Source organism: Anatilimnocola floriformis, assembly GCF_024256385.1.
Lineage (GTDB): Bacteria > Planctomycetota > Planctomycetia > Pirellulales > Pirellulaceae > Anatilimnocola > Anatilimnocola floriformis.
The window spans coordinates 1,208,539-1,234,361 of record NZ_JAMLFW010000001.1; the positions used below are offsets into that span (position 1 = coordinate 1,208,539).

At 58.9% G+C, this 25,823-nt stretch carries 20 protein-coding genes; 11 read left to right on the forward strand and 9 right to left on the reverse strand.

Annotated features, from left to right (window positions below; translation table 11 throughout):
* The first annotated feature begins 8 nt into the window (after positions 1–8).
* Positions 9–995 (forward strand): hypothetical protein, encoded by a 987-nt coding sequence (locus M9Q49_RS04995; RefSeq protein ID WP_254507570.1) that lies wholly within the window; start codon positions 9–11, stop codon positions 993–995.
* Positions 996–1,025: 30 nt separating this feature from the next.
* On the forward strand, positions 1,026–1,610 hold the full coding sequence (locus tag M9Q49_RS05000) for a hypothetical protein (protein ID WP_254507571.1): 585 nt from the start codon (positions 1,026–1,028) through the stop codon (positions 1,608–1,610).
* Between the two features lie 9 nt (positions 1,611–1,619).
* Here the strand turns inward: M9Q49_RS05000 and purB are convergent, their stop codons facing one another.
* From purB to M9Q49_RS05020, 4 genes are all read right to left on the reverse strand, one after another.
* Positions 1,620–3,047, reverse strand: coding sequence for an adenylosuccinate lyase (gene purB / locus M9Q49_RS05005; RefSeq protein ID WP_254507572.1), 1,428 nt, complete (start codon positions 3,045–3,047; stop codon positions 1,620–1,622).
* 86 nt (positions 3,048–3,133) lie between these two features.
* Positions 3,134–3,841 (reverse strand): Uma2 family endonuclease, encoded by a 708-nt coding sequence (locus M9Q49_RS05010; protein ID WP_254507573.1) that lies wholly within the window; start codon positions 3,839–3,841, stop codon positions 3,134–3,136.
* A 44-nt stretch (positions 3,842–3,885) separates the two neighbouring features.
* Positions 3,886–4,974, reverse strand: coding sequence for a sugar kinase (locus M9Q49_RS05015; RefSeq protein ID WP_254507575.1), 1,089 nt, complete (start codon positions 4,972–4,974; stop codon positions 3,886–3,888).
* A gap of 81 nt (positions 4,975–5,055) precedes the next feature.
* On the reverse strand, positions 5,056–7,095 hold the full coding sequence (locus M9Q49_RS05020; protein ID WP_254507576.1) for a hypothetical protein: 2,040 nt from the start codon (positions 7,093–7,095) through the stop codon (positions 5,056–5,058).
* 98 nt (positions 7,096–7,193) lie between these two features.
* Here M9Q49_RS05020 and M9Q49_RS05025 point away from each other — a divergent pair, with 98 nt between their 5' ends.
* The 3 genes from M9Q49_RS05025 to bioA all read left to right on the forward strand — a co-directional run bounded on the left by M9Q49_RS05025 (position 7,194) and on the right by bioA (position 9,780).
* Positions 7,194–7,982 carry an SAM hydrolase/SAM-dependent halogenase family protein gene (locus M9Q49_RS05025; protein ID WP_254507578.1) on the forward strand — a complete coding sequence of 263 codons (789 nt, stop codon included), beginning with the start codon at positions 7,194–7,196 and terminating at the stop codon, positions 7,980–7,982.
* Positions 7,983–8,125: 143 nt separating this feature from the next.
* The gene (locus M9Q49_RS05030) at positions 8,126–8,413 is read left to right on the forward strand and encodes an SAM hydroxide adenosyltransferase (protein ID WP_254507579.1); all 288 of its coding nucleotides are present in this window, start codon (positions 8,126–8,128) and stop codon (positions 8,411–8,413) included.
* Positions 8,407–9,780 (forward strand): adenosylmethionine--8-amino-7-oxononanoate transaminase, encoded by a 1,374-nt coding sequence (gene bioA / locus M9Q49_RS05035; RefSeq protein WP_254507581.1) that lies wholly within the window; start codon positions 8,407–8,409, stop codon positions 9,778–9,780. The genes M9Q49_RS05030 and bioA overlap by 7 nt, the downstream gene beginning before the upstream one ends.
* Positions 9,781–9,800: 20 nt before the next feature.
* Here the strand turns inward: bioA and M9Q49_RS05040 are convergent, their stop codons facing one another.
* Complete coding sequence (locus M9Q49_RS05040) at positions 9,801–11,036, reverse strand: hypothetical protein (protein ID WP_254507582.1); 1,236 nt, start codon at positions 11,034–11,036, stop codon at positions 9,801–9,803.
* A gap of 339 nt (positions 11,037–11,375) precedes the next feature.
* Here M9Q49_RS05040 and M9Q49_RS05045 point away from each other — a divergent pair, with 339 nt between their 5' ends.
* From M9Q49_RS05045 to M9Q49_RS05055, 3 genes are all read left to right on the forward strand, one after another.
* Positions 11,376–13,244 carry a polymorphic toxin-type HINT domain-containing protein gene (locus tag M9Q49_RS05045; protein ID WP_254507584.1) on the forward strand — a complete coding sequence of 623 codons (1,869 nt, stop codon included), beginning with the start codon at positions 11,376–11,378 and terminating at the stop codon, positions 13,242–13,244.
* 954 nt (positions 13,245–14,198) lie between these two features.
* The gene (locus M9Q49_RS05050) at positions 14,199–15,152 is read left to right on the forward strand and encodes an ABC transporter ATP-binding protein (RefSeq protein ID WP_254507585.1); all 954 of its coding nucleotides are present in this window, start codon (positions 14,199–14,201) and stop codon (positions 15,150–15,152) included.
* Positions 15,139–16,209, forward strand: a complete 1,071-nt coding sequence (locus tag M9Q49_RS05055) for an ABC transporter permease (protein ID WP_254507586.1) — start codon at positions 15,139–15,141, stop codon at positions 16,207–16,209. The genes M9Q49_RS05050 and M9Q49_RS05055 overlap by 14 nt, the downstream gene beginning before the upstream one ends.
* A 30-nt stretch (positions 16,210–16,239) precedes the next feature.
* On the opposite strand, the gene M9Q49_RS05060 is transcribed toward M9Q49_RS05055, so the two are convergent.
* Both M9Q49_RS05060 and M9Q49_RS05065 read right to left on the reverse strand, forming a co-directional pair.
* The gene (locus M9Q49_RS05060; protein WP_254507587.1) at positions 16,240–16,797 is read right to left on the reverse strand and encodes a hypothetical protein; all 558 of its coding nucleotides are present in this window, start codon (positions 16,795–16,797) and stop codon (positions 16,240–16,242) included.
* Between the two features lie 183 nt (positions 16,798–16,980).
* Entirely contained in the window at positions 16,981–18,216 is a 1,236-nt protein-coding gene (locus M9Q49_RS05065) for a Glu/Leu/Phe/Val family dehydrogenase (protein ID WP_254507588.1), read from the reverse strand.
* A gap of 172 nt (positions 18,217–18,388) precedes the next feature.
* On the opposite strand from M9Q49_RS05065, the gene M9Q49_RS05070 reads away from it, so the two are divergent.
* The 3 genes from M9Q49_RS05070 to M9Q49_RS05080 all read left to right on the forward strand — a co-directional run bounded on the left by M9Q49_RS05070 (position 18,389) and on the right by M9Q49_RS05080 (position 24,533).
* A complete protein-coding gene (locus M9Q49_RS05070; protein WP_254507589.1) occupies positions 18,389–18,829 on the forward strand; it encodes a hypothetical protein in 441 nt (146 codons plus the stop codon).
* A gap of 132 nt (positions 18,830–18,961) precedes the next feature.
* Positions 18,962–22,015: a serine/threonine protein kinase gene (locus tag M9Q49_RS05075; RefSeq protein ID WP_254507590.1), complete on the forward strand. Its 3,054-nt coding sequence runs from the start codon at positions 18,962–18,964 to the stop codon at positions 22,013–22,015.
* A gap of 157 nt (positions 22,016–22,172) precedes the next feature.
* On the forward strand, positions 22,173–24,533 hold the full coding sequence (locus M9Q49_RS05080) for a hypothetical protein (protein ID WP_254507591.1): 2,361 nt from the start codon (positions 22,173–22,175) through the stop codon (positions 24,531–24,533).
* A gap of 113 nt (positions 24,534–24,646) precedes the next feature.
* Here M9Q49_RS05080 and M9Q49_RS05085 read toward each other — a convergent pair whose 3' ends face one another.
* Positions 24,647–24,994 carry a hypothetical protein gene (locus M9Q49_RS05085; RefSeq protein WP_254507592.1) on the reverse strand — a complete coding sequence of 116 codons (348 nt, stop codon included), beginning with the start codon at positions 24,992–24,994 and terminating at the stop codon, positions 24,647–24,649.
* A 129-nt stretch (positions 24,995–25,123) separates the two neighbouring features.
* Entirely contained in the window at positions 25,124–25,720 is a 597-nt protein-coding gene (locus M9Q49_RS05090) for an SMI1/KNR4 family protein (RefSeq protein ID WP_254507593.1), read from the reverse strand.
* Positions 25,721–25,823 lie beyond the last annotated feature (103 nt).

Below are 25,823 nucleotides of genomic sequence, written 5' to 3' on the forward strand. Positions count from 1 at the left end.
GAGCAACCATGAGCGAAGTTCTCGAAAAATGCGCCGTTTGCCAGGCCTTGCTCGACGAGGAGGATCTGTTCTGCGCAAACTGCGGCACCGAAGCGCCGCAGCGAGAGAATACAGGTGGCTCGAATGAGTCGATGATCTCGACACACAACTTTCGCTGCGACGGCTGTGGCGCGTCGATGAGCTACGACGCCAAGGTGCAGAACCTGCGCTGTCCTTTCTGCGGCGGTGAAAAGCTGCAAGCCGAGAAAGATGTCAAAACACTCGCGCCGAAATTCGTGGTGCCGTTTCGCATCGAACAGCACGATGCCGTCGCGCGGCTGAAGGCCTGGATGGGGAGCAGCTTTTGGCGTCCCGGCGATCTGGCGACGTTGTCGATCGTGACGAAGCTAACCGCCGTGTACGTGCCGTACTGGGTCTTCAGCGCGAAAACATTTACGTACTGGACGGCCGACAGTAGCGAAACACCGTGGGGCGCGAGTGCCAGTTGGTGTCCGGTTTCGGGAGAGCATCATGGCTCGTACGACGGTCTGTTGATCGGCGCGAGTAGCTCGCTGTCGCCGGCCGAAACCAGTTCGATCTGTCCGTACGATTTGAGCCAGGCCATTCCCACGGAACGAGCCGATCTGGAAAACGCGCTCTTCGAACAGTTTCAAGTCCAGCGCAAATACGCCCGGCCTCTCGCGCAGCAAGGGCTCGAAGAATATGAACGTCAGGCCTGTGAAACGCTCGTGCCAGGCCGAGCGCGCAACGTGAATGTCAACGTCCGCGTCGAAGGTCTGTCGGCCGAACCGGTGCTGTTGCCAGTTTGGATCATGGCGTATTCGTACCGCGAGCAGACTTTTCGCTTCTTGCTGAATGGTCAGACGGGGCGCTGCACGGGAACGGCGCCGACGTCGTATTTAAAGATTGCTGGTGTCGTCGCGGCGGTGATTGGGGCGATTGTGTTGCTGGTAATCTGCGGCGGGATTATCGCTGCGATTGCAGGATCGCGATGAGAAGTGAACGATCCATGTTACGAGGTTGAAATGGAACCGGACGAAGAGCTGCAACGGCTGAAACGCGAACTCACCGTCTACCTCAGGTACGATATCAACCTGCCGCTCCCGGATCACGCCATTCTAGAATTATTGTCGATCATCCGGCGTACGAGCGCTCACAATTCGCTGGAGAAATGGAAACACTCTCTCATTTCCATGGGCATCGTTTGCCTCGGCAACCGTATGCGTCCCACACAGTCCGGAGCGCTGACGGCAGCCCAATCAGAAGCTCTCTTTGCGCTCAACGAATATTCAACTAGTTCGATCCCTGATATTGCAGGCGCGGCAGCACATTCTCTCGGTATGTTGAAACGGCGTGAAGGGATTCCAGCAATCCTACGAGTCATCGAAAACGATAGCTTCGTCGACGACCAATCACATCTTATTACCGTGCGCGGGATCGCCTTTCGAGCTCTGCTGCGAATCGAACCACAGCTAGCTCGTGAAGCCATTCGTGCCCGCGCCCGTCAAGAATATCTGTGGGCGTCGAAAACTGGCGACGTACAGCCTCCGCAGATTTTCTCCGTGAACTGGACGAAGAGTTTGCTTTGCTCCATGAGGGGTTGGAGCTAGAGGGTTAACCTAGACCTTCAGTTCCGCACTCAATTGCGCCTGGTTCGCATAGCGTGCTCGCAGTGGTTCAATCACTTCGGCGATGAATTCATCGACCTGCTCGGGCGCACGACCGACGTATTGCGCGGGATCGAGTGCCGCTTGCAGATCGACGCCGGCGAAATCGGCTTCACTGGCGAGGCGCTCGAGTAGGTCGTTTGGCTTGCCTTGTTGCTTCACCACGGCGGCTGCTTCGTGACTGCGCTTGCGGATCACTTCGTGCAGATTCTGCCGATCGCCGCCACGCTCGACGGCGGCCATCAGCAGATTTTCGGTCGCCATAAACGGCAACTCTTCTTGCAGGTTCTTCGCAACAACTAGCGGATAAACCACCAGACCAGCGCTAATGTTCTGCAGCAGTACCAGGATCGCATCGATCGCGAGGAACGATTGTGGCAAGACCAGCCGGCGATTGGCCGAGTCATCGAGCGTGCGTTCCATCCACTGCGTGGCCACGGTGTTGGCAGCACTCGACTGCAGCGAAATTACGAACCGAGACAGCGCGCAAACGCGTTCGCTCTTCATCGGATTCCGCTTGTAAGCCATCGCGCTGCTTCCAATCTGATCTTCTCCGAACGGCTCTTCCATTTCCTTGCGCGAAGCAAGTAACCTGACATCCGTCGCCAGCTTATGGGCCGACTGGGCGATGCCAGAGAGGACGTCGACGATTTGCGAATCGACCTTGCGGGTATAAGTCTGGCCGGTCACCGAGTAGCTGTCGTCGAAGCCGATTTTCTTGGCCACGAGCTTTTCCAGTTCGCGCACCTTGGCGTGATCGCCGTGAAAGAGGGCAAGGAAGCTGGCCTGCGTGCCGGTCGTTCCTTTCACGCTGCGAGCCCGCATCTCGGCGATGCGATGTTCGACTTCGTATAGATCGAGCACGAGATCGTAGGCCCACAAGCAAGCACGCTTGCCAACGGTCGTCGGCTGCGCGGGCTGCAAGTGAGTGAAGCCCAAACAAGCAAGGCTCCGCTGCTGCGCCGCGAACTTAGAAAGCTGATCGATCACGCCCATCAACCGCCGCGCGACTAGTTGCAGCCCTTCGCGGAGCAGCAACAGGTCGGCGTTGTCGGTTACGTAACAACTGGTCGCGCCGAGGTGAATGATGCCACGCGCGGTCGGGCAGACATCGCCGTAGGTATGGACGTGAGCCATCACGTCGTGCCGCAGTTTCTTTTCGTACTTCGCCGCCGCGGCAAAATCGATGTTGTCGACCTGACCGCGGAGTTCCGCAATCTGCTCCTCAGTGACCGGCAGCCCCATCTGCCGTTCGGCCTCGGCCAGAATCACCCACAGCCGTCGCCAAGTGCCAAACTTCCGCTGCTCGCTCCAAAGCGACGACATTTCGGTAGAAGCGTAACGCGAGATAAGCGGATTTTCGTAACGATCGTGCGACATGAATCAGCACTTTCCGAGGCGTTGGAGCGGCGAGGCGGAAAGTGATTGATTTTAGCAAAACGAGAGAATTTGCCGATGGGCCGTGCTCATTCCTGCGCCTGATAGTTCAGTTTCTTGACGAAGGCAGTGTGTTCGTGAGAATCGATGCCATTCTTGAGCGCTTGCGTGACCTTTTTCAGCGAGCCTGCGACCAATGCCGCAGCGTCGAGCCACAGACCTGGAAAAACGTGGCTTTTGTAAATTCCTTGTGCATCTGTCTTCAGCGGCACGAATTGATTGTTTTCGAGAATGAACCAATCGATCTCCCGATCCAGGACCCGCCAAACGATGTATTCACGAACGCCGCAACGTCGATAGACGTCTTTTTTGGTATTCAAATCGAAGCTCACCGTGCTGGATGAAACTTCAGCAACCAATTCGGGCGCGTTCTCGATATAGTCGTCTTCACTGATTTGGCAGTTGCCGCCACACTCGGGCAGTATCAACAGCATGGCGTCTGGTTGCGGCATGTTGTCCAAATCGAGTCGAGCTGATGTATCATTGCCGCAATCAACACCTGGCGTTTCTTCCACGTAGTCGCCAATCCAATGCGTGAGGTAGCTATGAGGTCGGCCGTGATTAGAGTACCGAACTGTAGCAGGCATGTAGACCACTCCTTCAATCAGTTCGGCTTTCTTTAAGTTCGGCATCGCGCGGTATCGCCGCTCGAACTCGTCGCGCGTAAGACGGTCGCCGTTCTCAAGCGGTGGAACCGCAAACGGAATCGGGCCTCGTGGCGGATTGACTGTCGACATGTCGTTTCTCCTGCCGTACCCATCGCAAATTGAGCGATCAACGACTACCTCTGCACCCTGCCACTCGCGTTGCCGCCAAGCAGCGCCTTCACTTCATCCACACTAACATAGTTAAAATCTCCCTGCACCGAATGCTTCAGGCAGCTTGCCGCGACGGCGAAGGCGATCGCTTTGTCGGGTGACGCCAGGTCGGGCGTGTTGAGTGCGTAGAGCAATCCGGCGCCGAAGGAGTCCCCTGCCCCGACGCGATCGACAATGTTGCGAATCTCGTAGGGCACGTAGTTACCAGCCGCGTCGGTTGGTGCGAAGCACGCTTTGTCGGTGGCGACATCGAGCAGCATGGCGCCCCAGTTGTTGTGATCGGCCGAGATGCTTTCGCGCAGCGTGATTGCGACTCGCTTCACGCTGGGGAACTGCGCTGCGATCTGGCGGGCAACATCTTCGTAGGCCGCAGCGGCGATGTGTCCCTGCAAGACATCGGTTTCGCCGGCGTGAATGCCGAGGACATCGGCGGCATCTTCTTCGTTGGCGATGACCAGATCGACATGCCGCAGCAAGCGACTCATCGTTTCTTTCGCCAGGTCTTTCGGTTTCGTTCCGGGCCGCCAGTTCCAAAGCTTCTTGCGGAAGTTGAGATCGCAGGAAACGGTCACGCCGCGAGCATGTGCCAGTTCGACCAGCCTTTGATTTGCCAGCGCTGCTGCTTCGCTGATGGCTGGCGTGATGCCGGTGACGTGCAGCCAATGAACGTCTTGCAGCGCTCGTTCGAAATCATATTCATCGGCGGCGGCCAGGCTGATGGCGCTGTAGCTGCGATCGTAGAGAACCGTGCTGCCGCGCTGGTTGGCGCCGACTTCGACAAAATAGAGTCCGAGTCGCCCTTCCTTACGCCAATAGATCTGCGAAACATCGACGCCCAGTCCACGTAGCGATGTCACCAGCGATTCCGCGACCGGCTGCTTCGGCAGCGCGGTGAGATAACGTGCCGGCAACCCGAACATGGCTAGCGATGCCGCGACGTTCGCTTCGCCGCCGCCCCAAGTGACTTGAACGGAACCAGGCAGCGACTGCGGCCAACGCAAATGCCCAGGAGGAGCGATCCGGGCCATGACTTCGCCAAAAGTGAGAAACATGCGCTGCAAAACTCGCTGATGATTGTTGTGGTGCGGCAGACTGTAAACGCCGCAGACAATCTACCAACGCTGCCCTGCGCATCAAGTTGCCGGCGGGGTCGTGAGTGGCTGAGTGGCCAGAATCTTCGAATAGCGAATCGTCGCCTCGAGCAGATAGTAGTCGCCAAAGACCAGGCTCACGTTATTTCCCGGATAGTTGCGCGCGCCGTGCAATAGCAGGCCGGGGTGGTCACTCCCCGCCGAGAAATAATCGGGCGAGGTGAGCGACTCCAAAATCCTACCCGCCGCAGTGAAATATTTCTGCTGGCGAATCGGATCGGTCTCGAGCGTGCTGAGTTCCAGCAAGCCAGACGCCGCGATCGCCGCTGCCGAAGAATCTTTGTGTGCGATGTCGGTATAGGTCGAGCTGAAATCGGCCTGCGGCACCATGTCTTCGGGCAGGTGCGAGATGAACCAGTCTGCCGTTTTGCGGGCAGTCTCCAGGAATTTCACATCGCCCGTTTCGCGATACGTCATCGTGAAGCCATACACCGACCATGCTTGGCCGCGGGCCCAAGTCGTCTCGGTGCTGATGCCGCCGGCGTTCGATTTCGACAGCGGTTTGCCGGTCGCCGTGTTGTAGGTCACCACGTGATAAGTGCTGCCGTCGGGGCGCACGTGATTCAACATCGCCTGCGTCGCATGACTCGCGGCCATGTTGTAAAGGTCTTGCGAGGTTCCACCCTTGGAGGTCGTGCCGCCGTGCTTCGCGGCGTTGAAGAGCAACTCGACGTTCATCATCGAATCGATGATCACGCGATTGCTCCCCCAGGAATCGAGCGCGCCATACTTGGGGTTGAAGCGTGCGCTCAGCGAACGCGCCGCGGCGTTCACGACGGCTTGATACGTCGCATTGCCGGTCAGTCGCGCACCTTGGCCAAAGCTATCCAGAATCATGAACCCTAGGTCGTGATTGCCAGTGTCGTTCTTTTGACCCTCAATGCCTGCCTGCCACGCTTTGGCTCGCGTGGCCCAAACGGCGTCGCCGGTCGCTTCGTACATTTCCCACAGCATGCCGGGATAGAAACCGCTGACCCAGTTTGCGGCGTTGGTCGTGGTCCAAGTCGTTGCACTAGCTCCGGCGTCGTTCGGATAGGCAGTCTTGACTACCGAGCGAGCATCGTAGGCCGCCAACTTTGTTGCCGCGGCCGACAGCACGCCGGCCACGTCAACGACCGGCGGACCCGGAATGACGATCGATGGCGCGGGAGCATATTCGCCGTCTCCAATGATTTCGAAGCCGTCGAGGTTGTGCGCGGCGAGCCCGATCACACTGCCGTCGAGGAATAGCTTGGGGGCGTAAGTGTTCGTGGTCGTGTTGAACTCAAACACATCTTCGTCGTCGCCTGCAGCCGTACCGACTTTGAAGGCGCCACTCGTCGACATGTAAAGTTTATCACCTTGCAGATCGATAGCATCGATTTGCTCGGTATAGGTATCGAGCAGGCGCGCGCTGCCGTCAAAATACAGTCCCCACGAACCGGCCGTTTGTGGACCGAGACCGCCGGGCGACGGCCGGAATAGCAGAATGTCTTCGCCCCAAAAGAATGCGCTGAAATTCGGCACGTTGGCGAAGCCGCTGGTCGACAAAATCAAATTGCCGTTCGGTAAAACCGAAACAGCGTCGATGTTCTCGCTGTCCATCGTCAGCCCGACATCGCTGCCGTCGAAATACAGCGACCATGTCCCTTGAGTCTTGGTGCCGTAGCCGTTCGCGGCTGGCGTGAAACGGAGCAGGTCCTGTTTGTCGGCGGTCACTCCCGGAACGACTGCCGTGCCGGTGGTCGAAATCACCAGGCTGCCGTCGGGAAGAATGTCGAGCGCGTCGATATCTTCGGCGTCGGTATCGAGTCCCACGTCGCTGCCGTCGAACAGCATCTGATAACGGTACGATGTAATCGCACCGGTTGCGTTGCGTTCGATGTCGAGTCTGATTACGTCGGAGTCATCGAAATCGACCCGCACGCCGTCGCTGCCTGTCACGCTGCCGGCAGCGGCTGTCGAGAAATAACTGATCTCGGCGGCGAGCACGGTACGCGCTTCGAGATTCTCAATCTGCAATCGGCGGGGTTGTGTCGACATGGCTCATCATGGTGCGAGTAACAAGGGAGGGCACCAGTATAATTGGGGTAGAGAATCAGGCTGCCGTTGCTAACGATTTTTCCAGGAATTCCGCTTTCATGCTGATTACGCTCACTACCGACTTCGGCGTGTCGAGCCCTTACGTCGCCGCGATGAAGGGCTCGCTGTTGTCGACCAATGCCCACGCGCGAATCGTTGACCTTACTCACAGCATCGCGCCGCAGAACATTCGCCAGGCCGCGGTCGTGCTCGCCGATGTTACGCCGTTTTTTCCGCAGGGTACTCTGCATCTCGTCGTCGTCGATCCGGGCGTCGGCACCGAGCGTGAAATCATCTATGCCGAATTCGGTGAGCAGCGGTATCTCGCGCCGGACAACGGTGTGCTCAGTTACTTGGTGCGTTACTCGCGTCCGAATTTTCTATTGAAGGTCACGGAGTCGCGCTATTGGCGAACGGCGGTTAGCAATACCTTTCATGGTCGCGATATTTTTGCTCCTGTCGCCGGCCACTTGTTGGCCGATACTTCGCCGAATGAAATGGGCCGAGTGACGAACCAGATGATCTGGCTCGATTGGCCCGAACCACATCTGGGGACCGATTCGGCAACGGCCGAAGTTTTGTATATCGATTCTTTCGGCAATGTGATCACCAATCTGACAACGGCCATGCTGCGCGGTTGGCTGAGTAGCGCCGAGCCGTTGATTCGCATCGCCGGACGCGAAATCACTGGCCTGCAAACCACCTATGGCCAGCGCGGGGCCGGCGAGCTGATTGCGCTGGGCGATTCGCAGGGAAGGCTCGAAATTGCCGTGGTCAACGGCAACGCGGCAGCGCAGCTCGGCGTCGAGGCTGGCGACTCCGTGCAAATCACCCGAAAAAGTCTTTAGGAAACGAACGGCCTGCATATCTTGAAAATGTCCTGAGAACCACGGCAGGCCGCTTGGCTCCCCGCTAGCGGCATTTTAGAATGCTGCCACGCGAGTACGCATTCTGCAGCTTCTCGCGACTCACTTCAGGGCGGAGTGCAAGAGTGCCGGGCAAGATCGAAGGCAAAGTCGTTTCGTACAGCGAGGCCGGCAACCTCGTTACCGACATTCCCGTGGAGCGACTCCGCACGGTGCCGCACGATCCGTCGGTTTCGGTCATCTGCGACGAGCATCAAACCGTCGGTCTCTACAAACCCGATCACAAAGAGCCCGAAATGACACTGCTCGCCCTGCTGAGCGACAGCGGCTTTTTGGAGCTGGTGATTGTTGGCGACAGCGCAAAGATCATGCTCGGCGTGCGCGCGGGCCAGCCCGTCACGGTGCAATGGTAAAGCCGGATCCGCCGACAGCCGAACAACTGGCCGCCTGGGACCGCGAATTGGTCTGGCATGCCTTCACGCAGATGGCCGAGCACGAGCCGCTGCTGATCGAACGAGCCGAAGGTTGCACCCTCTACGATGTCGATGGCCGGGCCCTGCTCGATGGCGTGAGCAGTCTGTGGTGCAATGTGCATGGCCATCGCCATCCGCATATTGATGCCGCGATCCGCGCGCAACTCGACAAGGTCGCGCACGTCACCCTCCTCGGCATGGCCCATCCGACGACGGTGCAACTCGCACGAAAACTCGTCGATATCGCGCCGGCCGGTTTGCAGCACGTCTTCTTCAGCGATAGCGGTGCGAGCGCGGTCGAAGTCGCGCTGAAGATGGCCTTTCAATATTGGCAGCAATGTGCCGACTCGAATTTAACCGGGCCGCAGCCGAAGAAAACGAAGTACCTCGCCTTCGACAACGCCTACCACGGCGACACGCTCGGCAGCGTGAGTGTCGGCGGCGTGGCGCGGTTTCATGAAATGTTCAGGCCGCTGCTGTTCGAAGTCTTGCGCATCCCCACGCCGAGACTCTTTCGGTTGGCCGCCGGCGTGACGCGCGAAACGGCGGCTCGCTATTTTCTGGAGTGCGTCGAACTCCTGCTGCAAGAACGTCACGAGGAAATCGCCGCAATCGTGATCGAGCCGCTCATGCAATGTGCAGCCGGCATGATCCTGCATCCGCCCGGATTTTTGCGTGGCGTGCGTGAGTTGGCGACAAAGTACAACGTGCTGCTGATCGCCGATGAAGTCGCCGTCGGTATGGGGCGCACGGGCAAGATGTTTGCCTGCGAAAATGAAGGCGTCGAGCCCGATCTCCTCTGCCTGGCCAAAGGCTTGACCGGCGGCTATCTGCCACTCGCTGCAACGCTCGCGACCGATCGCATCTGGCAGGCGTTTCTCGGCAGCTACGAATCGTCGCGGACTTTTTTCCACGGACATACTTACGGCGGCAATCCTCTGGGTGCTGCTGCCGCTGTTGCGACGCTCGAAGTTTTCGAAAACGAACAAACGCTCGCCAACTTGCAGCCGAAAATCGCTCGGTTGACAGAGCACCTGCAGCGCATCGCCCAACTGCCGCACGTCGGCGACATCCGGCAGCTTGGTTTCATCGCCGGCATCGAACTCGTACGTAGCCGCACGACGAACGAAGCCTTCCCTTGGAGTGAGCGTCGCGGTCAGCAAGTTTGCAATCACGCCCTGACTCGAGGCGTGTGGTTACGGCCCCTCGGCAACGTCGTGGTGATCCTGCCACCGTTGAGCGTGACACTCGCAGAGCTCGACCAGATTTGCTTGGCCGTGGAAGAAGGGATCCGGCAAATCAATTAGCCTGCCGTCGGCAATCAGTTTTATTTTTCCCAGTGGCCATTCGAGATCCACTGCCAGCTTCCTTTGCCGTCGAAGTCGGCTTTGCCAGATTTCAATAGCCGCATCTTGTGTTTGCGTTCGACACAAAAAAGCTCCACATACTTTTCGTTCCGATCAACTTCGACGTAGTTCAATGTTACTTTGCCGGTCGTATGCGAAGTCTCGACCCAGCTCCTGCCGACCTTGCGGATTGTGGTTTTATACGTCTCGTTGATCCAAACATTCGAGAAGCCGAAATCTCGCTCCTTCACGGCCGCTGCGACGTTCGGCGCTGGCGAGTCGGTCGCATCGGGCAGACTCTTCAGCCGGCTCTCGACTTTCGCCTTTGTCAAACCACTGAGCATCGGAATCGCGCGGCGGTACCAACTTGCCGCGTGCATCTGCGTTCGTTGTTTGCCGAGGTCTTCGAGCGATTCGGAGACCTTCCACCAGGCGTCGCCAACCTTTAGTGAGTCCGGCTTGGCTTCGAGCTCGAGTATCGCTGCTGCCTTGAAATCGTTGTCTGACCCGAGCGCGAGCATCGACACGCCCCGTGGCCAATCGCCTTTGACACAGCAGAGAAATTTTCCGACCGCCTGGTTCGCTTCGGGATCGGTTGGCTTGGCGTCGAGCGTTTCGCGAGCTTGCTGCACTGCGAGGAAAGCTGCCGCGATATCGTCGACCTCCTTGGCCTTGAGCGTGGCACGCTTGATCAGCTCGACGCTTTCGGCTCCTCGCGCACAAACGACGGCTAGTTCGGCGATTGACTTAGCGTGGGGGTATTGATCGGCGGCGACTGTTTCGTTGACCAGCGACAGGAGTTGCTCCGCGCAAGCCAGCTGGGCTTTCGCAGGCTTCGACGCCTTGGCTGCCGCCGTAGCGGCATCGACCTTTAGTTGCATGGCATCGACTGTGAATTCGGCGGTGATGCAGCGGACTGCTTCGAGCGCACCTGGCAGATCACCCTGCTGCGAGTAGATGTCGCGCGCGATGCGAAACAGCACATACTGGCCGGGCGGGTCGTCCTTAGTCGCCACGCCTTCCGTCAGCAGCTTCTTGGCCAACTCTACTTTCGCGGCGGGCGTTTTGGCCTTTTCGTAATCGGCCTTGTAGACCTCGGCCACAACTCGCGCTGACTCAGCTAGGGCCGCTTCGCTCGGCACTGGTAACTTCGCGCGCGGCTCTTGCGCCCAGGCGGTGGGGTGAAAGAATAGGACTGCGAAGAGCAGGTAACGCATCGCATGCCTCGAAGTACTGGCGGGACTTTTGCACGACGATTCGAAGTTTAACACCGCCGAGCTGCAATATCGACGGCGGCGATTGCTGCGAGTGAGGTGTGGCTTTTTGCGGAACATTCTTAAACACACTCGCCCTACTCTCATAACAATTCGATCAAATATTTTTTATTTGTGGCGGCGATCTTGATTTCGTATGTTGACCCAATCGCGGTTGGCTTTGATTCTTGGGTCCTTCTTCCCTGCCCCTGCCCTCCTGTCAGGATCGATCCGTTCAGGTTGCCGCGAGCTCATCTTTTTCGGGACAGGTTTCATTCGGAACAGGTTTGTGGGAGGCGTACGATGTGTACACGCTGGAGGCGGAAGGGGTTTTCGTTATTATTGATCATGGTGGGAATCGGCGGGATTTTGTTCCTGCCGGCTTACACGATTCAGGCAGTCGAGCGGAGCGGCTCGACTAAAGAGTCGTTGCAAAAGTCCGAGAAGCAAGCGACCGAAGCGGTTCGTGAAGCTCTGCAACGCGAAGTCTATGGTCTGATGGAAGATCGTGAAAAGCTGCTGTCGGAGGCAGCTCTCGCGGCGCCCGACAATCGAGCGGTGCGCTGGCAGCTGGGTTATGTTCGCACGGCTGAAGGCGAATGGCTGAACTCTCAAGACCATCCCAGCAAACGGCGTGAAGCGCAGCTCCGTGCTTACGACCAACGGCGGAATAAGGCGGGGGAGAACGCGCAGGGACAGTTCGAACTAGCCGACTGGTGTGCCAAGCAAGGACTTCGCGATCAGGAGCGGGTTCATCTGCAACGAGTCTGCGAGCTCGAGCCAAATCATGCCCAGGCCTGGGGACGTCTCGGTTTCGTCCGCGTCGGCAATCGCTGGGTGAGTGGTGCAGAAATCGCTCGCCAGCAGACCGCGGCCAGCGAATCGCAAAAGGCGCTCGCTTGGTGGACTCCGCGATTGGAAAAGATCGCGGCGAATCTGGCGGCCAACGATGCCGAGCAACGGGCCGCGGCAGTCGCGCAAATTCGGGAAATCAAGACCGTCGAAGCGCTGCCCGCTTTGCAACGAGTGATTGCCAGTCGCGGCGAGCAGGCGGAATTGCTCGTCGTCGAAGTGACGGCTGCGATGACCGATCCTGCTGCAGTCGCGGCGCTCGCCCGGCATGCGGTGTTCTCGCCTTCGCTCACCGTTCGTAAGGCAGCCGTTGCCAAATTGCAAACCTGCAGCCGCGAACAATTTGTGCCGCTGCTCGCTTCTTCGATGTTCACTCCTGTCCGTTCACGCATCGAAGAGATGTCGCTACCGAACGGCCGAATGGGCTATCGTCATGCCTTCATTCGCGAAGGAGCGGAAGCGCACGAACTGATGGTGCTCGACACGCAGTATCGTCGCATTGCCGCGCCGAACGCCGATCCGGCGGATTCATATCGACGGATGGCGCGCGACGCCCAGAGCACCGCGCTCGCCATGGAGCAGGCCGCGGCTGCCCAGAATGCCGCGACCACCGCCCTCAACGACCGCATCGGTTGGGTGCTGAATCAGGCGACGGCGGCCAACTTGCCCGCCGTTCCTGACGAGTGGTGGTCTTGGTGGCTGAAGGAAAATGAGGTCTACGTCGCTACGGCGAAGAGCGTGGCGACCATTCAGCATTCGCGCACGGTCTACATCGTCGAACGCGATCCGACGGCAACCGGAGGCGGCGGAAGCGCGCCCGCTGCGCCCGGTCCGCGGCGCGACGGCCCGATGTTTCCTGCGCATGGTTTTGATTGCCTCGTGGCCGGCACTCCGGTTTGGACGGAACGTGGCGAACTTGCCATCGAAAAAATCCGGCCCGGCGATCTGGTTCTCTCGCGCGACGTCGACTCCGGTGAACTCGCCTACAAGCCGGTGCTGCGCACCACGGTTCGCCCCGAAGGCTTGCTGGTGAAGATCTCGGTCGGCAAGGAAGTGTTCGAAACCAGCAGCGGCCATCCCTTCTGGGTTTCGGGCCAAGGTTGGCGCAAGGCGCGCGAACTAGAAGCCGGCATGGTTCTGAACGGCGCATTCGGTCCTCTCAGCGTCGTGGAAGTCGGCCAATCGCCAGCGGCGCCGACCTACAACTTGATCGTGGCCGATTTCAACACCTACTTCGTCGGCCACCAGAGACTTCTCTCGCATGACAACACTATGCGGCAACCAACCAAGGCGATCGTGCCGGGGTTGTTGGCTGAGTAGGAGCGTGATTGTTGTGGGCGAGTTTCACGCTTCGGCCCCTCACCCTATCCCTCTCCCCGGAGTACCGGGGCGAGGGGACCGGATAGCGCGGCAGCTCTCTGCGAATGGCAGAGCCCTAGGGGGTGAACCTACGGCCGACGCACGAAGCGCTCGCGATGCGGCCGAAAGAACTCGCGATACCAAAAAGGATAGCCTGCGTGACGCCGAGGTTGCTCTGGAAGATTGCATAAAGAAAAAGCGGCTATGGAACAGTAATCTCTAAGCCAGCCACAACTGAAAGACAAGGGAGAGGCAATTAACGAGTCGATTATCACTAATGCCACTGTATTGCGATATCTATTGAAATGTGCAATTGATGTTCGCTGTGCGCGCCTCTGAGATTTGCGCTCGGTTGGAGGTAGACTAAATGGCGTCAAGTCCAAAAGAACCCGATTCCATATGTCGATCTGCACCCATTCCTTCGGTTTTTGAAGTGAGCCAAGGAAGGTTGCGCCTCTTCGGAAACATACTTTTTGTATTAGCGTTTGTTCCAAATGTAATTATTTTCTACGAACTGCTGCGGTTGAATGATGAAACTGACCTTGCTAGTTTGTGGTCGCGATTTCGCTTTTATGCGATCACCGGTTTATGTTTGGGTGCCGTTTCAGCGATCCTTATCGGCATAACAAAATACAGACTGCTAAGGCGAGCGGCTAGTAAGCAAGATTAGAACTAAACGCGGAATAACGGCGGCATTTGGAGGGAGCTTCGATTTCCAGATGGAGCCGTTTCTAGCAGGTCTGCGTTGAACTGCACCGCTCCGATCCCCGTCACCCCTATCCCTCTCCCCGGAGTTCTGAGGAGAGGGGATCAGGCAACGCGGCAGCTACATTAAGATTGCTGTCACCTCCCCTCAGCAAATCGTCGCTTGGCCGTTATCCTGTGTGGTTCCCCTTTTCCGAAAGCGGACCACGCATGACTCTTGCTATTGAATGCCGCCAGCTGAAGAAGACATATCCGGGCAAGCCGCCGGTTGAGGCGGTGCGCGGGCTTGATCTTGAGGTGAAGCAGGGTGAGTGCTTTGGCTTGCTGGGGCCGAATGGGGCGGGGAAGACCACCACGCTCGAGATTATCGAAGGGCTGCTCGATGCGACGAGTGGCGATGTGAGCGTGCTGGGGTTTGATTGGAATAAACAGCCGAATGAGATCCGGCAGCGGATCGGGATTTCGCTGCAGGAAACGCGGTTCAGCGACAAGCTGAGTGTGCGCGAGACCGTGGTACTGATGCGCAGCTTTTATGCGACGGGGTTGTCGCCCGATGATGCGTTGTCGCGCGTTTCGCTGGAAGAGAAGGAAAACGCCTGGGTCAGCAAACTTTCGGGCGGGCAAAAACAACGGCTTGCCGTGGCGTGTGCGATTGTCGGTGATCCGCAATTACTTTTTCTCGACGAGCCAACGACGGGGCTCGATCCGGCGTCGCGGCGGCAGCTGTGGGATGTCATTCGCACAATTCGCGCGAGTGGCCGAACGGTGATGCTGACGACGCATTACATGGATGAAGCCGAGCGGCTGTGCGATCGAGTGGCGATTGTCGATCACGGCAAGGTGATTGCCCTCGATACGCCAGCGCGGCTCATTGCACAGCTGGGTGGCGAGCACATCATTGATTTCAGTTTGACAGACAATTCACCTCCGCTCGTCGATTCGGCCCTCAGTCAGTTGCCATCGGTGCGGACCGTGCGACACAGCGCCGGCACGGTTAGCTTGGCCGTCGATCAACCGCACATCGCGCTGCCGGCGCTGCTGAACTTGCAACAACAACAAGGGGCGAGCCTGGCGAATCTGACGACGCGGCACGCGACGCTGGAAGACGTTTTTGTCGCGCTCACGGGACGACACTTGGAGGAGGCAGCCAATGGCCAGTCCTGAAGCAGGCGAGAATAAGGTGGGACGTTTTACGGCCCTCGGTCAATTGATCCTCACGCGTATTCGCTTGTTCCTGCGCGAACCGGCCGCGATCTTTTGGGTCTACGGGTTTCCGATCTTGATGCTCGTGGCGCTCGGCATTGCATTTCGCGACAATCCTCGCGAGTCAATCGTGGTCGACCTTGTCGGCGAAGGCAAAGTCGCTGAGTGGAAGGAATCGCTGGCGGCGGATAAACGTTTCGAAGTGAAGCTCGATACGGCTGATTGGCAAAAGCGGTTGCAATCGGGCAAGACAGACCTGGTGATCGAGTTGGGAGAAAAGCTGCCGAACGGTTTTCAGCTGTGGGAAGAGCCGCGCCGCGCGGAAAGTCGCTATGCCCGCAGCGCCGTGGAAAATGCGATGCTGCGGCGCGAACAGCCGTCGTCGGCCGCGCCGGCAGTGAAACAACTGCAACAGGCCGGCTCGCGGTATATCGATTTTCTCCTCCCAGGCATGATCGGTATGGGGTTGATGGGTGGCGGCATGTGGGGCGTCGGCTTTGTCGTCGTCGACATGCGCGTTCGCAAACTACTGAAGCTCTATCTGGCCACACCAATGCGGCGGAGCGATTTTCTCGTCGCCCTGCTCTGCAGCCGGTTGCTGTTCACGCTGGCCGATGTGATTGTGCTGCTGGTCTTCGGCTACTTCGTCTTTGGTGTCGCTTGCCAGGGGAGCTATCTCGATCTGACGATTGCCACGCTGATTGGCGGCGCGGCGTTTGGCGGCATTGGTTTGCTAGTGGCGAGCCGCGCTCAGACGCTCGAGACGGTGTCAGGCTTGATGAACCTGGTCATCCTGCCGATGTGGGTGTTCAGCGGCGTGTTCTTTTCCTCGGAACGTTTTCCCGAGGTCGTGCAGCCGATTATTAACTTGCTGCCGCTCACCGCGCTGAATCAATTGCTGCGCGGCATCATGTTGGAAGATAAATCGCTGGCGATTCTCTGGCCGCAGACATTGCTGCTGTCGGCCTATGCGATTATTTGCTTCGGCGTGGCGCTGAAGGTGTTTCGCTGGAAGTAAGCGTGAGGCGAACTCCCCTCCCCTGCCCTGCTAGTCGGCCAGGCGGAAGGTGCCGTTCTTGGTCTTGCCCGATCGGGGTTTGCTCATGAAGAGGTCGCCGCTCGAATCGGCCATGTCGCTAAACATATTGCTGGTGTCTTCGGTAACGATCAGCCGATCGCCCGAGAGCAAGCCGTAGTCGACTTCGGCAGGGACGCGATGAATGCCGCGGTCATACTCGATCGGCATGCGATGCCAACCGCCGGTCGGCAACGGCCGGATAAGCTCGATCTTGATGCGATTGAATTTCTTGATCGCGCCGGCTTGTTGCAAAGCATCGTGCACGCAGATCGGACCGGAGAGGGTGTATTCGCTCGAGGTCGATTTGCCCTTCGAGTTGCGAATTTCGATGACGTACTTGCCAGCCGGCGCCGCATTGGCAAGCTGACCTTCCTTCACCACTTCGGCGCTCTTGCCGACGAGTGAGCTTTTGCCCCAACCGAGGTTGGTGTTCGGCAAAGAGGGGAACGAGGCACATCCCGTTGCTGCCGAGGCCACTGCCAGCAAGCAGGTGACAGCAGTCAGGTTTCGCAGTTGCCGGGCGTCCATGCCAAAGCTCCTCAATCAGTCTTGCTAGCGTCGTCAAACTCTTCCCAGGCCGCCAGGTCGCGGCGTCTGGGGAGGTTATCGGCGCTGGCAGTACGGTCCTTGAGCAAAAATCGACGAAATGCAGAACGAAGAACGCAGAATGCATTTCATTCTGCATTCTGCCTTCTTACTTCTGCATTTCCATTACCCCATCCCTCCCACTTCGGTCGCCCGTTGCACTCGCCGGATAGCGATCATGTAGGCCGCGGTGCGCAGGCTCACTTTGTGCTGGCGGGCTTCGGCCCAGACGTCTTCGAAGGCGCGGGTCATGACGGCCTCGAGTTCCTGGCGGACGCGGTTGAGTCCCCACTTGTAGAACTGCAGGTTTTGCACCCATTCGAAATAGCTGACCGTCACGCCGCCGGCGTTGGCGAGAATGTCGGGCAGAATGGTCGTTCCCTTGGCGTGCAGGATTTCATCGGCATCGGGCTCGATCGGAGCATTAGCGGCTTCGATGATCAGCGGTGCTTTGATCTTGGCAGCGTTCTGCGAAGTAATCACGCCGCCGAGCGCGGCAGGAATGAGCAAATCGACGTCGAGCTCCAGCAACTGATCGTGGCCGATCTTTTCGGCGTCGGGATAGCCTTGCAGCGTTCCCTTGTTGGCCAGGGTGTACTTCAGCATCTTGGGAATATCGAGGCCGGTCGGCGAATAGAACGAAGCCGTGTGATCGCCGACGGCGACTACTTTGTACTCCGATTCGTAGAGATACTTCGCGGCGTGCGAACCGACGTTACCAAAGCCCTGCAGCGCGACACGCGTTTGCTGTGGCTTGCGGCTGAGATTGCCGAGCATCTTGTAAGCGAGAATGCCCACGCCGCGGCCTGTTGCTTCTTCGCGACCCACCGCGCCGTAATCTTCTGCCGGCTTGCCGGTGACGACGGCTGGAGCAAAGCCGTGGTACTTTTCGAACTGGTTGCGAAACCAGGCCATCTCGCGAGCGCCGGTTCCCATGTCGGGGGCGGGAATATCTTTGTGCGGCCCGATGACATCGTGAATCTGATCGACAAACTTCCGCGTGACGCGCTCGAGTTCTTTGACGCTCATCTTGCGCGGATCGATCGCGATGCCGCCTTTGGCTCCGCCGTAAGGCAGATCGACGACGGCGGTCTTCCAGGTCATGAGCGTCGCGAGGGCCCGCACTTCGTCGAGATCTACGTCGTGGTGGTAACGCAAACCACCTTTCATCGGTCCGCGCGAACAGTCGTGCTGCACGCGATAGCCGATGAAGGTCTCCAGCCGACCATCGTCCATTTCGACGGCGATTTGCACCTGCACTTCGCGTTCGGGCGTGAGGAGCAACTTGCGGAGCGACTCGGGCAATTTCAAGATGTCGGCAGCTCGTTCGAAGTACAGCCGAGTCGATTCGAAGGCTTTCATGGGAACTCCGGGAGAGGGCGATTCTGTCTTCTGGAGGAATTCTAGCATTCTGGGAAACGGAGAATGCAGAAGGCAGAACACAGAAGGGAAAACGGCGGGATTTTGTTGCTGTCAGGCAGGCAGTTCGCTACTTTCAAACCGATCCTTTCCTTCCTTGATTTTCGAGTCGCCCATGCGTAGTTCTCTCCCGTTCGATCTGCGGTGTGGATTTCTCGTTCTTTCGCTGCTCGCCTTGGCCGGATGCGGCGGTCAGCGAACCTGGCCCGTAAATGGCACGGCGAAACTAAAAAACGGCGGCGATGTCGGCCAGCTAAAGGGGCACACGGTCAGCTTTGAACAAACGGCGCCTGGCCCGGATGGCAAGACCTCGAGTGCCACCGGAGAAATCGACGCCGATGGCAAGTTTCAGCTGAGTACCAACGCGACGAACGACGGGGCTTTCCCCGGCAAGTATCGCGTTGCTGTCACGCCGCCGATCGGTCCGGTCGATGGCCCCAAGGCCGCCGCGGTCATCCATCCCAAACACCAGCAATTGGGGACTTCGGGAATAGAAATCACGATCGAGCCGAAGAGTAATGCTGTGGTGATCGAACTCGAACCGGCTCGGCCGTGACTTTTGGTCCGCCGAATCGGTCCAGACCCCTGCCCTACCCCGGCATTTGCTAGTCATTCGGCCGCCTCTCAGGTACATTTGAACGGTAGGGGCAGCGGGGCGATGGAACTGAGGTAGGGGAGCATTTCGGACATGTCGATTCCGATTCCGGGCTTTTGGACACTCTTGCGCGACAGCCGCTTGCTGGCCCCGGAGCAATGCCAACGGCTGGCGGCCGATTTTGCCAAAGTGAAGGGCGCCGGCGAGCAAAGCAATTCTCGCACGCTGGCCGAATGGCTCGTTGCGCGGAACGTCCTCAGCCGCTACCAGACGCTGATTCTCTGCGCCGGTCGAACCGGGCCGTTCTTCTACGGCGATTACAAGATTTACGACCGCGTCGAAAAAGGTCGCCACGCTGGTTGGTTCCGCGCGTTGCATGGCCCGACGGGGCATCCCGTGCTGCTGCAGTTCCTTACTGGCGAAGCAATTCACAATCCCACCACTTGGGCCGAAGCGGTTCACAACACGCTCTCGGCGTGTACGGTGCAGTCGCCGCATGTGCAGCGGTATTTCGAACCGGTCGATCTCACCACGTATCGCTTTGTCGTTTCGGAAGATCTGCAGGGCGTGACGCTCGACGACCGCTTGGGAATGGGCCGTTATCCGCCGGCTGAAGCTTGCCGCCTGGCGCGGATGGCAGCGATCGGTTTGGCTCAGTTGCATCAAACGGGTCGGCCTCACGGCGACGTTCGACCAGCGAATTTGTTTCTCGATACTTCGGTGCCGGGACACCCGGGCGACCTCAAAGTTTTGTTTGAACCGCATGTGGTTCCCGGGCCGATCGATTTCACGCAGGGCGAAACTCCGAAGCTCGTCGCGATGGCCGATTATCTGGCGCCGGAGCTGATGCATGCCGGTCATGTGCCCGATGCGGTGACCGATGTTTACTCGCTGGGTTGCACGCTCTACCACATGCTCTCGGGCAATCCGCCGTTTGCGGGTGGCACGGTGATGCAGAAAATGTCTCGGCACGCGAGCGAAGGGATCCGCCCGCTCGAACCGCTGGGTGTGCCGCCGCCGCTCGCTCAACTCGTCACCTACATGCTGGCGAAAAATCCGCAGGTCCGTTATCAATCGCCGGCGATCGTTGCCGAACATCTGGCCCCGTACATCGATCCCGCGCAGCTCTACGCCCCTGCCCCGCAACCCTTGCCCACGCAGGCAGCGTACGAACACAGCGTGCAGCAACGGCAAGCCGCGATCGCAGCGGCGGCGCAACCGCAGCCAGCACAGCTCGGCGTCGGCCCGGCCGGCTCCGGCAAGCCTGCCGATGGCATTCCCGGCGTGGCATTGAACACGGCGGCGAATGCTCCTGGCCCCGCTCGCTTTGTGACGCCTGCTCCGAAGAAAGGTGGCATCAATCAATCGCACCTGGTGCTCGGTGGTCTGGTGGCGCTGGGTGTGGTTGTGATCTCGCTCCTCTTCGTCGTGATGTCGATGAAGAATGATGATCCCAAGCCCGGCCCGGCGGTAGCGGTGAAAACACCAGATCAACCGGCGCAAACATCGCTGGAAGAACTCAAACGCCAGGCCGAGCTGAAGAAGAAAAACGAAGTGCCGGTGAAGCCGGTCAACAACCTTCCCAACCAGGGAACGAACAACTCCGGTAACTCGACGACCAAACCGCCGGTCATTCCCGGCAAGACTCCGACGCCCCCCGCCGGCGGGCAAGAAGAAGGCCAGCAAATCGTTCCCGACGATGGCCAGCTGTTGTGGGCCTCGCCGACTGCCGGCACCACCGCTGTCGATCTGAAGTTCGTGCCGCCGGAAGGGAACATCTTTTACATCGTTCGTCCCGCCGAAATGCTCCGCAACCCGGAAGGGAGCAAAGTCCTCGAGGCTCTCGGCCCGCAGTTCACCGCGGGCAAGACTGCCTGGGAAGAAGCCGCCGGCGTGAAGCTGGCCGAGATCGATCAGCTCGTCATCACGATGCACAGCAACGAAGGAAAATTTCCTCGGCTGTCGTACGTGGTGCATTCGAAAGACAAGCTCAATCTCAAGGACCTGCTGATGCGCTGGGGCAATCCCACGCCCGGCAAGGAAGGGGATAAGACGATCTATCAGGGGCAGGCGTATGCTTATTACCCGCAGGTCGCCGAAGATGGCACGAAGCAGTTCGTGATGGGTGAAGCGAACGACATCAAGGAAGTTGCGAAAGCTGATGGCGCTCCGCCGCTGCTGGCCCGCGACATGGTGCGGCTCCTCAAATCGATCGATGGCGATCGCCATTTCAATTTGTTGTTCAATCCGGGTTACTTCGACAGCGATGGCGATCAGCTCTTCAAGGGAACGTACGCCAAGCTGAGGCAGCCGATTAAATCGCTGCTCGGTGAAGAACTCGCCGCTGGTCTCGTCTCGATGCACTTCGGCCCGGCGTTCTATCTCGAAGCTCGGCTGCAAGGACAACTGAACAAAGACCGCCAAACGATGGTCGGCGATTTCCGCACGCGACTCAACCAGTTGCCCGATTCGATCGAGCAGTTGCTGATTACGGTCGATGCGCCGGCTTACTGGAAGAAAGTTCACAATCGCTACCGCGGCATGATCGTCGATCTGCAAAGTGCGATCCGCGTCGGCGTCGAAGGTGATCAAGCCGTCATCAACGCTTACCTGCCAGGCAACGCCGCCCACAACCTGGTGCTCGGGGGCGAACTGCTAGTTTCTTCCACGCCCGGCGCGAGCGCTGGTCCGACCACGGCAGTTGGTCCCACCGCGCCGAAGGGGCCGCAGACGATCGACGAAGTTCTCGCGCTCAAAACCAAAATGGAATTTGCCGCTCAGTCGCTCGAATTCGTGATGGCCGACGTGGTGAAAGATGCTCACGAAATCGCGCGTGGTTCGGCCTTCGGCGCCGGTGGCCCGCAGGAATTCGCGATCAAGATTCTGGGCGAAGATCTGCAGCTCGACGGCATCACCCGCAACCAAACGGTGCGCGACTTCAACAAAGCCGGCACGCTCGCGGAAGTTCTCACCGCCATTGTGGTGACGGCCAACTCGAAGAAGCCGCCAGACGACCCCGATCAAAAGCTGATTTGGGTGATCTCGTCGGACCCCGAGAATCCGGCCAAGAAGATGATTCTCATCACTACCAAAGCGGCGGCCGCGAAGAAGAAGTACACCGTTCCGGCCGTCTTCCAGAAGAAGTAGCCGTTCCGAATTCCAGAAGAAGTAGCCGTTCCGAAAGAAATAGGCTTAACGATTCTGCGGCGCGATTAAACGTAAGCTAGAGTTGGTAAATAGCGGAGTCCACTCGGATTCCGCGAGACCTTCATTCTGCGGAATTTCGGAAGAGAGTCGTCCGCTCGTGGAATCCTTTACCCTCACCTGCACGACCTGCAAATCGCGGCTCAAGGTGCGCGATACCGGCGTCGTCGGCCAGATCATGGCCTGCCCCAAGTGCGGCGGCATGGTGTTGATCAAGCCCGACCCACAGGTTGCTCCCGGCCAATCGTCCGCGCCGCAAAATGCTCGGTCGAATGAAACCGGCGAGACCAAGCCGGACCTCTCCAACTCACTCCGCTCTCTACCGCCGATCGACACCGCCGCGCCGCTGAAGGCCGATGCCTTTGATGATGTCGATGTGCTGCTCGGCGATGTGCCAGCACGCTCGATGGTTCCCACGCCCACCGTTCGACCCGGCGCTGGTCCGGCGGGACACGCGCACGCAGCGCCGCTGCCACCGCCCAAGGGTTCGACGCCTGCGACGACGCAGTCCTTCATTCGGCCCGCAGATCAAAATAAATCACCCGACTCGCAAGCGGCAACGCTGTCGCAAAACGATATTCCGACCGCGACTAACTCGCAGCAAGCGCCTGCGGCCAAGTCGGTTGTCAAAATCAATTCCGCAGCGCCAACGGCTGCCAACACCAAACAGCCCGAACCACAACGCGTTGCCGCAGCAGCCATGGTCGCGGCGACTCTGCCGCAACCCGCCGTTACTGCGGCGACGGTTCCCACGCCCGCCGCCGCAGAGTCACCACCAGTTTCCGCCGGCAGCCCCTGGCAATACTGGGCGATGGTTTCCGCCTCCGGTTTGCTCGGCGTGTTGCTCGCCGTCGGCGTCGTGGCGTTTACCATCTCGTGGTTCAGCAATGGGAGCGAACCACTGCCGGCTCCTCTCGCGCAAAACACTACTCCCGAAAAACCGGCAGCGCCTGAAGTCCCCGCGTCTCCCGAAAATCCCGCCGCTCCGGTCGGCCCAGTCGCCATTGTTCCGGCAAATCCCGATAAGCCCATTGATCCCGTCGTGCCGCCGCCGATGCCGACAGATCCGGCGCCAGTGCCGGTGCAGCCTGTTCCAGCGCCACCGATGCCGTCCACCGAGCGCGATCCGCTGGGCATCACCGATCCAGCGAAGCCCGCACCCGAAAAACCAACACCCGAAAAGCCCGGCCTCGCAGCCAACGATCCGTTCAACAAGTTCGGCGACATTCTGAACGGTGGTCCTGCCGATCCCGTGCCGCCGCCGGCCAAGCCTGCCGCTGCTCCACCGGTGATTCCGCCACCGGAAGAAGAGCCCAATCAATCGCCGACGGCTGCCAAGTTGCCCAAGCCGCAGCCCCGGCACATCGATATCGCGGCTCGTCTCGCCGAGTCGCTCCCGGCCATCGAAGCTCAGAATTCGCCCCTCATCGACTTCCTGCAAGTCATGCAAGAGATGAGCACGGTGCCGATCACGCTGCGGCCCGACGGCCTGGCCATGGTTCGCATCACCCCCTTCACCGCCGACACGCCCGTCAATTGGAAGGGCGCGTCGACCACGGTGATCGAGGCCATTCAAGGTGGTCTGCAGCCGCTCGGCCTCGAAGCTAAAGTGGAAGCTGATCAACTGATTGTCGATGTCGCCAATTCGCAACTCGTCACCACGAAGCTGCCGGTCAAGGATCTGACCGACAGCGATGAGCGGCGCGCCAACGATCTCGCGGCAGCCCTGATGACCTTTGTCGCACCAGATAGCTGGAGCGATGAAGACAACCAGCCATCCCTCGTCGCGACCAAGGATGAACTGACCATTCGGCAAACCCGCCCTGCCCTCGCCGAGTGCGTGGTGCTCATCGAAAAGCTCCGCGTCGCTCGCGGTCTGCGTCCGCTCACCAAGTTCGACGCCCGGCTGTTCGAACTCGCCACGCGCAATGAACGAGCCGCTGCCGCTCTCGCGACGCCGCTCACGCTCAACTACAGCATTCCTACGCCTCTCACGCGCGTGACCGATCGCCTGGGGAAGGAAGCCAAAGTTCGCATCCTCTTCGACTGGCAATCGCTGTCCGCGGCTGGTTGGAATCCCGACGCGGAAGTTACTCTCACCATCGAGAAGCAAACTTTGGCTGCCGCGCTGAATGATCTCACGCAGCGCATGGATCTCACCTGGCGGGCCGTTGATGCAAAGACCATCCAAATCCTCTCGCCGCAAACACAGGCCGACCGTACCGAACTCGAGCTCTACGCTGTCGGCGATGTCGCCAAAGACACAACTGCTGGCGCCGCGCTCGTCGCCAAGATCCGCAACACCCTCGGCGGCCAGGCCTTCCGCGACGCCGGCGGCCGCGGCGAAGTTCGCTTCGATGCCACGGGCAAATGCTTGATCGTTGCCCTGACTCAGCCGCAGCAACAACAAGTAGCCACGCTGCTGAAGACACTTCGCGCCGGTGCACCTGCCGGCAAGTAGACCCATTGTCGTCTTTCGCTCCGCGAAAGGCTGATTCGTTCTTCGGAAGTTGAAGGCGGTCCAATTGCCGAGCGCTCACGGCCCTCCTCGCCGTCTGCGGCGTTTGACTCAAGTCAGCAACTGGGAGCCACCCAATGCAGCGGTTTGCAATTACGCACGCCTGTTGTCGCCAGGAGCACTAACTGATTGAGCATTTCCGGAACGACGGCTCGATTAGGTGCAGGATCGAAATCGCGGAAGACCGGTTCCCACCTTCCCACTACCGCTTCGAAATCCTTCTCATTCAATTGGGCAAGCGTCTGCTTCACCTCGTCTGGGAAGCGGAACAGCCACCCGCCGTGCAATTCATCGTAGGTGTAGAGCAATTGGTGATCACGAAGAATGGTGGGGTCGACAGCACCTGGATCAAAATCTTTTTGCCGCAATGCGTAGCACAGCGCCGCAATTGTTTGGTCGTCCACGCCATACAGTCTCGCCCCAGCGAGTCCATCTGCGGGGACTGCGAGTGCCCCTGTCGCAGCCTCTTCGGGTGACGCTAGAAACACATTGGGGATTGGATGAGAAATCATTTTTGGAAGCAAGCACAACTACTACATGGTACCGCCGTTTGCGGCAGCACCCGGCTCGGCGTGTTCGCGCAGGCCTGTAGACCTTCTACCGTGAGTTGAGGGCGACCGACGGGGTATGAATTCCAATTGATTTTTTGCGAATTCGCATCCCCAAAACTTCTGATGATCGATGGCGAGTCGATTGGTAGCCATGCGTATTAGGAATTCGACGAGCGAAAGTTTTACCACCTCGTGATGATCCTTAGAATTAAGGCAGACGATCGACCACTCCTCTGGTGGGCCCTGGGTGAGCCACAAGAATGTGTTTCCGTTGCCATCGATTGCGAATGGGTAAAGTCCGCCCGATTCCGGGAACACAGGAAAAATCTGTTTCGACTCTCGCAAGGTTTTGAATTCTCGCTCGACGGACGCTGCGTCAGCAGGTTCAAGTGGATTATTCACCCGGAGTTCGCCGGCAAGAAAGCTGCCCGAGCCGTAGGTGTATATCACGACGAAGTAGTCTCGCGGAAACCACAGGCCGACGTTCTGCTGGAACTCGTTCCACTCGTTTTCTGAGCCACGATTCAGCGGTTCCGCTGGAGGCGGCATCATACGTATGAGATCGTCGATTGTCCCCATGCGGTATTTCAAACTCCAACGGTGCCTATGAATTCGAATGTCTACAGTTAGTTAAGTACGTTCTGCCTCAAGCGTCAATTGCTATCAAGCAATCTCGCCAACA